Origin of the sequence: Streptomyces niger (genome assembly GCF_000718305.1) — a bacterium.
GTDB lineage: Bacteria > Actinomycetota > Actinomycetes > Streptomycetales > Streptomycetaceae > Streptomyces > Streptomyces niger.
On the sequence record NZ_JOFQ01000002.1, the window covers coordinates 603,296 to 615,552 of the forward strand.

The 12,257-nt window shown below is 69.5% G+C and carries 11 protein-coding genes; 4 read left to right on the forward strand and 7 right to left on the reverse strand.

Going from position 1 to position 12,257, the window contains the following annotated elements; all coding sequences use genetic code 11:
- Nucleotides 1–3: 3 nt before the first annotated feature.
- Genes IF20_RS06500 through IF20_RS06525 form a run of 6 tightly spaced genes read right to left on the reverse strand, consistent with a single transcriptional unit; the run spans nt 4 to nt 7,322 of the window.
- Nucleotides 4–4,395, reverse strand: a complete 4,392-nt coding sequence (locus IF20_RS06500) for a non-ribosomal peptide synthetase (protein WP_052863976.1) — start codon at nt 4,393–4,395, stop codon at nt 4–6.
- A 53-nt stretch (nt 4,396–4,448) separates the two neighbouring features.
- Complete coding sequence (locus tag IF20_RS06505; protein ID WP_052863977.1) at nt 4,449–5,159, reverse strand: 4'-phosphopantetheinyl transferase family protein; 711 nt, start codon at nt 5,157–5,159, stop codon at nt 4,449–4,451.
- On the reverse strand, nt 5,152–5,340 hold the full coding sequence (locus IF20_RS06510; protein ID WP_052863979.1) for a hypothetical protein: 189 nt from the start codon (nt 5,338–5,340) through the stop codon (nt 5,152–5,154). The genes IF20_RS06505 and IF20_RS06510 overlap by 8 nt, the downstream gene beginning before the upstream one ends.
- 36 nt (nt 5,341–5,376) lie before the next feature.
- Nucleotides 5,377–5,607 (reverse strand): hypothetical protein, encoded by a 231-nt coding sequence (locus IF20_RS06515; protein ID WP_052863980.1) that lies wholly within the window; start codon nt 5,605–5,607, stop codon nt 5,377–5,379.
- A 12-nt stretch (nt 5,608–5,619) separates the two neighbouring features.
- Nucleotides 5,620–6,444: an aminoacyl--tRNA ligase-related protein gene (locus IF20_RS06520; RefSeq protein WP_052863981.1), complete on the reverse strand. Its 825-nt coding sequence runs from the start codon at nt 6,442–6,444 to the stop codon at nt 5,620–5,622.
- 11 nt (nt 6,445–6,455) lie between these two features.
- Nucleotides 6,456–7,322, reverse strand: a complete 867-nt coding sequence (locus IF20_RS06525; RefSeq protein WP_234426525.1) for a diiron oxygenase — start codon at nt 7,320–7,322, stop codon at nt 6,456–6,458.
- Nucleotides 7,323–7,980: 658 nt separating this feature from the next.
- Between IF20_RS06525 and rocD the strand changes: the two genes are divergently transcribed.
- Together rocD and IF20_RS06535 are read left to right on the forward strand one after the other, a co-directional pair.
- Nucleotides 7,981–9,183: an ornithine--oxo-acid transaminase gene (gene rocD, locus IF20_RS06530; RefSeq protein WP_052863983.1), complete on the forward strand. Its 1,203-nt coding sequence runs from the start codon at nt 7,981–7,983 to the stop codon at nt 9,181–9,183.
- A gap of 145 nt (nt 9,184–9,328) precedes the next feature.
- The gene (locus IF20_RS06535) at nt 9,329–10,087 is read left to right on the forward strand and encodes an SDR family NAD(P)-dependent oxidoreductase (protein WP_052863984.1); all 759 of its coding nucleotides are present in this window, start codon (nt 9,329–9,331) and stop codon (nt 10,085–10,087) included.
- A gap of 107 nt (nt 10,088–10,194) precedes the next feature.
- Here IF20_RS06535 and IF20_RS06540 read toward each other — a convergent pair whose 3' ends face one another.
- Nucleotides 10,195–10,404, reverse strand: coding sequence for a hypothetical protein (locus IF20_RS06540; protein WP_052863986.1), 210 nt, complete (start codon nt 10,402–10,404; stop codon nt 10,195–10,197).
- Between the two features lie 668 nt (nt 10,405–11,072).
- On the opposite strand from IF20_RS06540, the gene IF20_RS06545 reads away from it, so the two are divergent.
- Both IF20_RS06545 and IF20_RS06550 read left to right on the forward strand, forming a co-directional pair.
- Complete coding sequence (locus IF20_RS06545) at nt 11,073–11,246, forward strand: lysine biosynthesis protein LysW (RefSeq protein ID WP_234426526.1); 174 nt, start codon at nt 11,073–11,075, stop codon at nt 11,244–11,246.
- Between the two features lie 115 nt (nt 11,247–11,361).
- Nucleotides 11,362–12,231 carry a [LysW]-aminoadipate kinase gene (locus IF20_RS06550; RefSeq protein WP_052863987.1) on the forward strand — a complete coding sequence of 290 codons (870 nt, stop codon included), beginning with the start codon at nt 11,362–11,364 and terminating at the stop codon, nt 12,229–12,231.
- Nucleotides 12,232–12,257 lie beyond the last annotated feature (26 nt).

Below are 12,257 nucleotides of genomic sequence, written 5' to 3' on the forward strand. Positions count from 1 at the left end.
TCACTACTCCGCAGGCATGAGTTCGGACGGGCCGAGGAGCGTCTCGAGATGAGCGTCGAGCGCCTCCACGGTGGTGTACTGCAGGACCGTGCTGACCGGCATGTCCACGGCGAACGCGGATTGCAGCTTGGCGACCAGCCGGGCGGCGAGCAGCGAGTCGCCGCCCGCTTCCAGGAAGTCGTCGGCCAGGTCCACCTTGTTCAGGCCGAGCACCTCGCGCCAGATGTCGACGAGCTTGCGCTGCCGGTCGGTGCGCGGCGGCTTGGCCGGCCTGCTGCGGGTCGAACCGCGGGCACCCGCCTTGGCCAGCGCGGCACGGTCCACCTTGCCGGTGGCGCTGAGCGGCAGCTCGTCCAGGGCGTAGAGGTGCGCGGGCACCATGTGCTTGGCCAGGTGCTCGGCGGCGTAGGCGCGCAGTTCCTCGGGGTTGAACCGGCGGCGGCTGCCCGGGGCCTGGGCGACGATGACATCGAAGCCGACGGAGGCCGGGCCGCCGACGGTGGTGAGGACGGCGGCCTCATCGAAGCCCGCGGCGGCGAGCTCCCGGTGCCACTGGTCGCGGTCGAGCAGACAGTGCCCGGTGCGCAGGTCGGTGTCCTCGAAGTTGTCGAAGCCCTGCTGGAGGCCCATGACGAGGTCGAACCAGGGGTGGAACGTGGTCTGCTCGACCATGAGCAGAACGCCGCCGGGGGCGAGGACGGAGCGCAGGTTGTGCAGGGTGCGCCGGACCTGCCGCATGTCATGGATCACGCTCGCGGCGATGACCAGGTCCGCGGCCTGACCGTCGAACCCCTGGGTGGCCGGCGGCAGATCGAGGTCGAAGAGGTCGTAGCGCAGGAAGGGGTGGGCGGCGAAGGCGGTCTGCGCCTTGTCCATGAAGTAGCGCGAGATGTCCGTGAAGACGTACTCGGTGCGGTCCGCCGGGAGCAGCGGCAGCAGGTGCCGGGTCAGCGAGCCGTAGCCCGCGCCGACCTCGATCACCTTCAGGGGGCGGTCCGCCGGCCACTGACCGACCATCTCGCGCACCGCATCGGTCGCGGCCGCGTAGGTCGGGCCGAACAGCTGCTTGTACACGCCGGGGGTGCGGTCGGAGGCGTACAGCTCGGCGGAGTGGACGCTCTGGGTGAGCACGTCGGCCAGGTTTCCGGCCAGGGAGAGCATCCAGTCGCTGACGTCCGCGGGAATCTCCAGGACGTCCGCGAGGACGGTACGCACGCGCGCCCCGAGCTCGGCGGGCAGCTCTCCGGGCAGCTCGCGCACCACTTCCAGGTCGTCCCCGGTGGCGCGCAGATAGCCGTCGTCGCAGAGGGCCTGCACGGCGCGGGTGAGCCAGCGCTCGTAGCGGGGCGCGACGCCGGCGCCGCGCAGGGCTGCGGAGTCGAACCGTGCTCCGGTGGTGTGCGGCATGCCCAGGGCGCGGAAGCCCACGGCGGTCGCCGTGACGTAGACCTCGTTGAGCGCTTCCCACGCGGCCCGCAGCCGGTCGGGCGTCGGCCCCTCGGCCGGTCGGCCCGCCACCGAGCACAGCGCCTTCCACTGGGCGCGGGACACGTCCGGGTCGGCGTGCTCGGCCACGAAGAGGCTGTCGTCCTCCTTCGCCGGCACGACGTAGCCCAGGACGCGGGCGGCGCCACTGCCGTCGGTGGACTTCACCACCACGGCGGCGTCGACACCGGGGTGGCCCGACAGGGTCGCCTCGATCTCGCCGAGCTCCACGCGATGACCGTTGATCTTGACCTGGCCGTCGCGACGGCCGAGGAACTCGATCGTGCCGTCCGCCGTATAGCGGCCGTAGTCGCCGGTGCGGTACAGGCGTTCGCCGGTGCGCGGATGCGTCACATAGCTCGCGGCGGTGCGCTCCTCGTCGGCCCAGTAGCCGCGGGCCAGGCCCACGCCGCCGATGTAGAGCTCGCCGGCGGTCCACACCGGGCACGGCCGGAGCTGTTCGTCGAGGACGTGGAAGGTCTGGTTGCGCAGCGGGGTGCCGTACGGAATGCTCTTCGCGCCCGGCGGGACCTCGTCGACGCGGTGGTGGATGGACCAGATCGACGCCTCGGTGGCACCGCCCAGGCTGATGATCTCCGCATCGGGCCACAGGGCATGGATGCGGTCGGGCAGGTCGACCGGGATCCAGTCGCCGCTGAGCATGATCAGACGCAGCTGCTCGGGTATGTCGCCGCCTGCTTCGAGGTGTTCCACCAGCATCTGCATCTGGGCGGGGACGGAGTTCCACACGGTCACTCCGTGTCGGCCCATGACCTTGGCCCAGTGCGCGGGCTCCGAGCGCATGTCCGGGTCGGGCAGCACGAGGGCGGCGCCCGTGGCGAAGGTGCCGAAGATGTCGTAGACGGACAGGTCGAAGCCGAGGTCGGCGAGGCCGAAGACCCGGTCGTCGGCGCCGATGCCGAAGCGCTCGTTGATGTCGACGACGGTGTTGAGCGCTGCGTGGTGCTCGATCATCACGCCCTTGGGCGCGCCGGTCGACCCGGACGTGTAGATGACGTACGCCAGGTCCTCGGCCGCCGCCGGTCCGGAGGAGCCTGCACCGTGGTCGACGAGCGCGGGCGGCACCTGGTCGGCGAGGATGCGCGGGAGACCGTCGGGCCATCCCAGTGCCGTGTCGAGCGTCTGGTCGGTCACAGCCGCCAGGGCGTCGCCGTCCTGCAGGATACGCGTCCTGCGCTGGTCGGGAAGTTGCGTGTTGACCGGGAGGTAGGCGCCGCCGGCCAGCATCACCCCGCAGGCGGCGGCGACCTGCTCGGGTCCCTTGTCCAGGACGACGCCGACGAGCCGGTCGCGCAAGGGCAGGTCGCTGCCGACCTGCGTGGCGACGGCGGCGCCGATGGCGCCGGCCTGTGCGGCCAGTTCGCCGTAGGTCACGGTCCGCGTCGCGGTCAGGACGGCGGGCCGGTCGGGGGTCTTCGCCGCCTGTGCGAGGAACGGCTCGTGGAGCAGGCCCGCGGGGCGGGTGCCTGCCGTGGCGTTGCTCCGCTCCCGTCCGCTGAGCTGCTGCGCGGGCAGCGGCACGGTGAGGTCCTCGCCCCACATGGTGTCGTCGTTCGCGAGCCGGCTGACCATGCCGCAGTACGTGGCGAACATGTCGTCGAGCAGCCCTTCGGGGAAGAGCTCCTCCACGCAGTCCCAGGTCAGGTCGAGCGTCCCGGTGATGTCGACGACCTGGTGGTCGAGCCACACCTGCGGGGTCTGGCTGACCCGGTACGAGATGTCGCCGAAGTAGTCCATGGAGCCGGAGACGTCGGCCGCGGTGCCGAGCCCGCTGGTGAACACCACCGGCATGGTCTCGAAACCGCTCTGCAGGCCGAGCCTGCGCCGCTCGCGCAGGGTCTGCAGGGCACTGACGTGGCGGTGCCGCAGGTCCTTCTGGAGCTGGGCCTGCGTGGCCTCGACGCGGGCGTCCAGCGGCCGGCCGGCGGAGGCATCCATCTCCAGCAGGCAGATGGAGGTGAAGTCACCGACGATGCGGCGCAGGTGGGGGTGGACGGTCCGCTTTCCGGCCGCGCTCTGCGACAGGAGCAGCGGCAGTCGGTTGAAGAGGGTGAGGTTGAGGGTGAAGCGGCGGGTGCCGCTCCAGGTCGCCAGCACCTCGGAGAAGATCGTCGCGAGGACCGCGGTGGGGGTCAGCCCACGCTCCTCGCACCGTGCCTGGAGCCGCTTCCACTCGTCCTGCGGGAGATGGAACTCGCGGTGCGTGAAACGCGGCTTGTGCACGCTGACCGGGGACTTGGCGAGCGGCAGGTCCGGCGGCGGCGCGAGGGTGGTGGCGCGCGAGGTCCAGTACTCCAGCGCCTTCCGGTGACGGGGCGCCTGGGAGCCGCGCTCCAGCGCGAGCGCGTAGTCGCGGAACGTCAGATCGACGGGCGGGAGCTGGAGGTCGGGGTCCTGGCACAGGGCACTCCACTCGCTGAACAGGAGCGTGAGGCTGGCCAGGTCGACCATGAGCAGGTCGAGGCTGATGTGGAGGCGGTCGTGGTCGGGCAGGCGGGAGAGGCGGATGTCGAACAGCGGCCAGTCGGCGGCCGTGTAGACGTGGTGCGACATCTCGTCGCGGATCTCCAGGAGTCTGCGCTCCGCTTCCTCTTCGGGTGCGGAGCGCAGGTCGGTACATCGCACCTGGAACGCCGGCACCGTCGCAAGGACCTGTTGCTGTCCGTCCTCTCCCACGACCGCGCGCAACATGTCGTGGCGCTCGATCAGTTGGCGCCAGGCCCGGGACAGGACTTCGGGGTCGAGGCGGCGGCCTTCGAGTTCGAAGTACGCGTGCGGTGCCACATTGCCCAGGACGAAGTTGGATCCCCGTCCGACCCAGTACGCGTACTGGATCTCGGTCAGCGGGAACTTCTGATAGCGGTCCTCGTTCTGGTGACGGCTGAGCATGAACCCGAACTCTCCCTGTGTTTCACGGATTGAGTAATGAAATTGCAGAGGTACTACCGGTGGATTCGGGGGCGGGGGAACGATGACGAGAGCACCCGCGCGGCGTCGCCGACGAGGTCCGTGCCGCTGCGGACGGACGGAGCGGCTTCGGGCCCCAGCACCGCGAGCGACCCCACGTACGGGGCGGGCAGCGGAAGGTCCGAGAGGGAGTAGTCCGCCGGGCGGCCGAGTTCCTCGGGAAGCGCACGGAGCGTCGAGCCGAGTACCTCGATGCGCTGCGGATGGATCGCGAGCCCCCTGCCGACGGCCTTCAGCACGGCTTCTTTGCGCGTCCACAGTCGTGCGAAGTCGGCGTAGCTCCCGCAGGCGGCGCGTTCCCGCTCCGTGAGCGCCGAGGCCGGTGGCTGCTCCCCGGCCGTGCTGTCCTCCACGTCGAGGCCGACGGCCCGGTCCGAGACGGCGACCACGGCGAGCCCTCCGGCGTGCGAGAGCGAGAAGTCCAGGCCCGGGGCACCGGCCTCCACGACCGGTTTCCCATGCCCCGGGGCGCCGCAGTGGGTGCAGGACCGATCGAAGCGCAGGGCGGCCGGGTCTCGGCCCAGCTTCTCGCCGAGGACGAGTCGTACCAGCACCCATGCGGCGAGGAAGCGGTTCCGGTCCGCCGCGGGCAGGATCTGCCGGCGGCGCGCGCGGTCGCGCCCGTCCAGGAGTACGGCGAGTGATTCGGGTACCTGGTCGACGCCGACGTACCAGACGTCAGCCACGGGCGCCCTGCTTCACCACGCGGCCCGGATCGCCGGGCCCGGCTCCGGCGCCGCCCCCGGCGGTCCGGCCCTTCGTCTCGTCGATGTCCGCGTACGGAACAAGGACGTCTCCCGAGACCCCCACGCTCGCCGCTGCGGAGCCTGCGGCTCGGGCAGCCGGCATCTCGGGCACCACGTCCACGACGTTCCTCCGTTCCTCTTCGAGCAGGCTGGTCGGTCAGGCCACCGGGGCGAGGAAGTTCTCGTTGATCCGGTCGATGGTGCGGAAGTCGGCGACGCTCAGCGACGTGACGTCGATCTGCTTTCCGGACAGTTCCTCCAGCAGGCCGATGAATTCCAGGAACGAGACCGACGCGATGAGCCGGGATTCGATGAGGTCGGTGTCCCCGGCGATCTCTCCCTCCAGCTCCGGGTTCTTGGAGCGGATCCAGTCGATGATTTCCTGCATGCCCATTCCTTCCTAAGCTGCCGATTCGTTGATCGCGACGAGCGCCCGCCGAGCGTCGCCGTGCACCTGCAGGAGCGCATGGACCCAGCGCTCCACACCGAACGCCAGGCACCCGCTGTAGGCGGATTCCGCCGCGAAGGAGATGCCCAGCCGCTCACCGAAGAAGTTGCGGTGTCGGTTGACCGACGCGATGGCGGTCCCGTCGTCCGACAGGAACTCGAACTTCACGGGGTCCAACTGGTTGAGGAGCGACCGCGAGCCGTCACCGAGGTAGAACGGGTCGGTCGCGCCCTCCTTGCGCACCTTGATCCCGAGCTGGTCGGCCAGGCCCAGCACGAGCTCGGTCGACCGGCTCAGGTGGTCCACCACGCCCTCCTGGCTGCCGACGTGGAGCACCTCACGCATGTGGAAGGCGCGGAGTCGGCGCAGGCCGTCGTAGTGGTCCTCGTTCCTGAAGCAGCGGCCGATCGAGGTGATGACCTCGGGCGTCTCGATGCTGCGCTCCTGCAGCGACACCAGCAGGCCGTAGCACGTCGCCGTCGGCAGGTAGCAGCCGGTCGAGACGAGCGGGTGCTCGGGGGACGGGGTCGTGGCCTCCCCCTGTGCCAGTTCCTCCCGGGACCGGTCCGTCAGGGTGGCCACCGGCTGCGCGAGGTGGGGGAAGTTGCGGAAGAAGTCGAGGCGCGCCAGGTCCGTCTCGGGGAGCAATGCCGGGCCGGCCACCGGTCGGCCGCCCAGAGCGTCGGCGATGTCCTGGAAGCGGCCCTCAAGGGCGTCGAACAGGGCAGCCTCTTCGGATCCGAGGACCGCTATTCCAGGTGCGACAAATGTCGGCATGAGATCTCCCGTCAGTGGAACAGGCCGATGCGTCGATAGAAGTTGTTGGTGCGTTCGGTGATGCGGGCCGTGATCGGCGCCCTCGCCGGATCGGCTATGACGGCGGCACGGAACTTCGTAGGATTCGGAATACCGGCATCCTGGTAGGCGTCGCGGCTGTAGAGCATCTGGATGATCAGATCGATGTAGCCACGCAGGTACTGGCCGACCTCTTCGACTTCTTCGGGGGAGTGCGTCCGGCGCACCTCTTCGAACAGCGCCTTCACGAGCTTGCCGCCGAAGGCGATGTGTCGGGACTCGTCGCGGTGGTGGATGCGGTTGACTGCCCGGACCGTCTCCGGCAGGTCCGTGTCGGCCGCCATCTTGGCGTTGAAGTAGTCACCGATCTGCTCGAAGATGAGGATCTGGCTGAAGACGATGAAGTTGTTCATCTCCGGCGCACGCTCATCCGTCGGGAACACCATCCGCCGGTCCGGGTAGATGCGACCGGCGTAGCGCAGACAGAATTCGGCGAAGAACCACATGTGCTCGTTCTCTTCACCGATGAAGTGGTGGAAGTACGGCGTGGGAATCTCATAGCCGGGCGTGTGGATGCGGCGCATCACCTCGATGAGCAGCTCCCTGATGCCGTGGGCGATCAGACTGTAGAGGTTGACGCTTTCCCAGCGGGAGAGCTCCACGAGCTGTTCGTGGCTCAGTTCCTTCTCCGCGGCGGTGCCGTGAACGGAGAGCAGCTCGCGGCTCATCCACAGGTCGTTCGGCGCGATCGATTCGGGCCACTCGAAGGTGCGGTACGGGTTGTAGTAGTCATCGACGGAGACGTCTATGAGCCTGTCTACGGCCCGGGCGAATTCTTCCGTCCACTCAATCGTCGACACTGCTGACACGTAACCTCCCCAGTAGGACCTGATCGACCGGCCGACTCAACCGGTCTGCCGCGCCGAGAAGGACCGTACGACCACGCCGACACCGGGGACGTCCGCGACAATGTCAGTCCCGGTGACACATTCCGTTGACCTTTCTCACCTGCGGCTAAGCAGCTCGCTTACGCCGGCGCGCAGCCGGCCGTGGTCGGCAGTGGCCGGCAGGCGCGGGCCCGGTGGGCATCGGCCCGGCCGGGGCGCCGCGGATTCGAGCCGAGTAATCGGTGTGCGCAGCCACGCGGGGAAAAGTCAGCCCGGCGCGTCCTACGGAATGCGTTTGGCGCGGACGCGTGGCGTGGGGGCGGGTTCGTAGTTTCCCTATGGGTGGGACGGTGGAGTCCTTCCCCCACCAGCTGGTCGACGCCCCTGAGGTACACAGTGCGACCGGTCGTACCGAGGTCATGCAGCCCGCGACATGCCCGTAGCGCAGCCGGTCGAATGCGACGCATGGCATACCAGTTGCTGCCACGTCATCGATTCGTGTGCCCAGCGACCCGAGTGAATTCAAGGCATTCGAAAGGTCGACGTCGCCGACCAGTTGAAGCTGCGCAGATCGAGCGTGACTGTCCCTACGAAACGGCCCCTTCAGGGAGCCTGTAAAAGGAGCATCGCCATGACTGTGGACGTCCTCTCCGCCCAGGACCATATGGCCCTCGCCGAGCGTTGGGGGGCGCACGACTCCGTGCCGTTCCCCGTGGTGCTCACCCATGGGGAAGGCGCCTGGATGACCGATCTGGACGGCCGGCGTTATCTCGACTTCCACGGGGGCTACTCCGCGGTCAACTTCGGCCACCAGCACCCCGACCTCATTGCTGCGGCGAAGGCGCAGTTGGACCGGTTGACGCTCAGCACCCGGGCGTTCCACCACGATCAGTACGCGCCGTTCTGCCGTGAGCTGGCCGAATTGACGGGCACCGAGATGGTGCTGCCCTCCAACTCCGGCGGCGAGGCCGTCGACACGGCGGTGAAGATCGCCAGGAAGTGGGCCTACCAGGTCAAGGGCGTGCCGGACGGCGCCGCCGAGATCATCGTCGCGGGCGCGAACTTCCACGGCCGGACGATGACCATCGTCTCGTTCTCCACGCACCCCAACCACCAGGCCGGCTTCGGCCCGTTCACGCCCGGCTTCAAGGTGGTGCCGTTCGGGGACATCGACGCGCTGCGCTCGGCGATCACCGAGAACACGGCGGCGGTCCTGCTGGAACCGATCCAGGGCGAGGCCGGCGTGGTGGTGCCGCCCAAGGGATACCTCGGCGAGGTCCGTGAGCTGTGCGACGAGACCAACACGCTGTTCGTCGCCGACGAGGTGCAGTGCGGGATGGCCCGCGCCGGCACGACCCTGGCGCTGGACCACGAGGGTGTCCGCGCGGACATGTACACCCTCGGCAAGAGCCTGAGCGGCGGACTCCTGCCGGTGTCCGCGGTGATCGGTCGCGCCGACGTCCTCGGCGTGATCACGCCCGGCGACCACGGCTCGACCTTCGGCGGCAACCCGCTGGCGTGCGCGGTCGGCCGCGCGACGGTGCGGCTGCTGGCCACCGGGGAGTTCCAGGAGCGCTCACGCGAGCTCGGTGCGCACCTGCACGCCCGCCTCAACGAGCTGGACGGCGTGACCGAGGTCCGTGGGCGGGGCCTGTGGGCCGGTGTGCAGATCTCCGAGGAGCGGGTGGCCGGGCGTCGGGTGACCGAGGCGCTGGCCGAGCGTGGCCTGCTGTGCAAGGAGGCCAAGGGGCACCTTCGAGTGGCGCCCCCGCTGGTCGTCACCCGTGAGGAGATCGACCTCGGCGTCGACATGATCGCCGACGTGCTGGCCTGACCCGAGCACTCGCCCGACGCCCGTGCCGGAAAGGGAGGTCGAGGCCGAAGCGGTTCCGTGTGGGCCCACCGCACGCAGCCGCCGGCCTCGACCTCCCCGTTCCGCATCGGGCCGACTTGACCATCGAGTGGACTGGAGAGAATTCATGAGTGACTTCGCAGGACTGGTCGCGATCGTCACCGGCGGTGCGTCGGGGATCGGTCTGGCCACGGCGAAACTGCTCGCCGGCAGGGGAGCCCAGGTCGCCGCTCTCGATCTGAAACCGGAGGGGCTGCCGGACGACATCATGGGCGTCCAGGTCGACGTCACCGACGACGTCCAGGTCAAAGCCGCCGTCGACGCCGTGGTCGAGCGGTTCGGCAGGCTGGACGTCGTGGTGAACAACGCCGGGATCGGCGCCGTCGGGGACGTCACCGTGAACGGTGACGAGGAGTGGTCGCGCGTACTGGACGTCAACGTGGTCGGGATGGTCAGGGTCGCCCGGCACGCGGTACCGCACCTGCGGCGCTCACCCGCCGCGGCGATCGTCAACACCTCCTCCATCGTGGCGTGGGCCGGCGTGGAGAAGCGGGTGCTGTACTCCGCCAGCAAGGGGGCGGTGTACGCCATGACGCTGGCCATGGCGGCGGATCATGTCCGCGAGGGCATCCGGGTCAACTGCGTCGCCCCCGGCTCGGCGGACACCCCGTGGATCGGCAGGTCGCTGGAGCAGGCGCCGGATCCGGTGGCCGCCCGGGCCGCGCTCGACGCGTTCCAGCCCACGGGTCGGCTGGTGACGGCCGACGAGGTGGCGGGCGCGATCGCCTACTTGGCGAGCCCGTTGTCGAGCGCTTCGGTGGGGACGGTGCTCGCCGTGGACAACGGCATGCACGGCCTGCGGCTGCGGCCTCCGGGCAAGGCGTAGGCCGGATCGGTCGGTACGCGGGTGGCGCGGGAGTCGCGCCACCCGCGCACCGGCTCGCAGGCGTAGCGGCGGGCGGCCGGCAGCGGCACGTCACGTCCCCGTACGGGTCACGCGCCGGCCCGGCCCGACGTACTCGTCCCGCGCGTACGGCTCGCGTAGCGGGACAGCACCGCCTGCGTGTCCTCGTTCTCGAGCGCCGACAGCAGCTCGGACACCTGCTCCTTGCCGCGCACGACGTTGACGGTGCGGCACTGCCGGGTGATCAGGACGGATCCCTCGTGGAGCTGCTGATAGCCGAAGAGGCGTGGGGTACGCATGGTTCTCCGATCGATGAAGGCCAAGGGTTACCTGTTCAGGGCGTCCGGCCGGCGCGCCGGGGGACGCCGACGAACGTGCCGATCACGGGCACCGACACGACCAGCACGAGGACGGATATCCGCGCCGTGCCCAGTCCGTTGACGTCTGCGGATCATCCGTTGACCACGGAGCACATGGGCAGGAGGCGGAGCGGTCGTCCACTCCATCGGGTTTTTCAGCAGCCTGTCGACGCGCAATGCGGGAACGCAGAACAGTCAGCACCTTCACGACTGTTTCTCCTCTCGCTCGAACAGCGTCGACCCCGACCGGTCTGCCGTGTGAGAAGGACGCTACGAAGACACCGGTAGCGGGTGCGTCCGCGGCAAACTCATTCGCGAAGAGATATTGCGTGGATTCCTCGCCCGTGCGCCTGCGCGTGGTGTTTACCCGACCTGTCGGCGGCTGTGTCGTGGCCCATTCCTACGCACTATTCCTACGCTGCCGTCGGGCGTGCTCGGCCGCGTCGGGGTAAGCGAGCCGCTTAACCGCGGGAGCGAGATCTGCACACCATGTGCGCCCGCGATTGCATTCGTCGCGGACGCACCTGGCGCCGGCCCGGTCGTACCGTCACTGTCCGACGCAGACCGGCGGTCCGTTCCGGAACCACCTATTGAAGGGAATTCCTTACATGCCCACCATGCAGGCCTGTCCCGAGTGCGAGGACGAGGTGCAGATCAGCCAATCGGCACGGCTCAACGAGATCATCGATTGTGCCGGCTGCCGAAGCGAACTGGAGATCGTGGCGCTGAGCCCGATGGTCCTCGCCCGCGCCCCCGAGGTCGAAGAGGACTGGGGAGAGTAGCGGTCGCACGCAGGCACGCGGCATTCACCGGGGTTCGGCCACGGTCCGCCCCACGGCGGCCGGCCTTCCCCGGGTCGCATTCATTCCATTCACACCCCGGCGAACTGGAGACACCGTGACCACCGGACCGCTGACGGTCATCAAGTGCGGCGGCAACCCGTCCGTCGACGCCGCGAGCATCTGCGCCGATGTCGCCAGGCTCGCCGGTGAAGGACAGTCGGTCCTCCTGGTGCACGGTGGCTCCGGCGAGATCGCACGACTGGCAGGGAGGCTCGGTGTCCCGCAACGCACCCTCGTCTCCCCGGACAACGTGTCCACCCGGTACACCGACCCGGCGACGCTGGAGGTGGTCGTCCTCGCGCTGGCCGGCGGGGTCAAACCGAAGATCGTAGCCGAGCTGGCCCGGCTGGGGGTGGCCTCGGTCGGCCTCACCGGCCTGGACGGCGGCATGCTCCGCGCCCGCCGCAAGTCCGCCGTGCGATCCGTCGTGGACGGCCGGACGACCCTGGTCCGGGACAACCACAGCGGCCGGCTCGGCGAGGTACGCACCGAACTCCCCGAAGCCCTGCTGCGGTCCGGTTTCGTGCCGGTGGTCTCGCCGCCCGCGATCGATGAGCACGGCCATCCGGTGAACGTCGACGCCGACCGGGTCGCGGCCGCGCTCGCGGCGGCGCTGGGCGCGGACCGGCTGGTGCTGCTGACCGGCGCACCCGGGGTGCTTGCCGACCCCACCGACGAGACCAGCGTGCTGAGCACCTACGAAGTACCCGCGACCGGTGCGCCCGGCGGGTTCGCCGGTGGTGGCATGGCGCTCAAACTCGTCGCGGCACGGGAGGCGTTGACCGGCGGGGTGCCGTCGGTCTGCATAGCGGACGGGCGGGTGCCGGAGCCGGTCAGCCACGCACTGGCCGGATCCGGCACCGCGGTTACGATCGGCTCGCCTTCCGAGCACCGGCTCGACCAGGCCCTTTCGGCCGCCAAGTAACCCACTCTCCAGGGGAGTAGCTGACG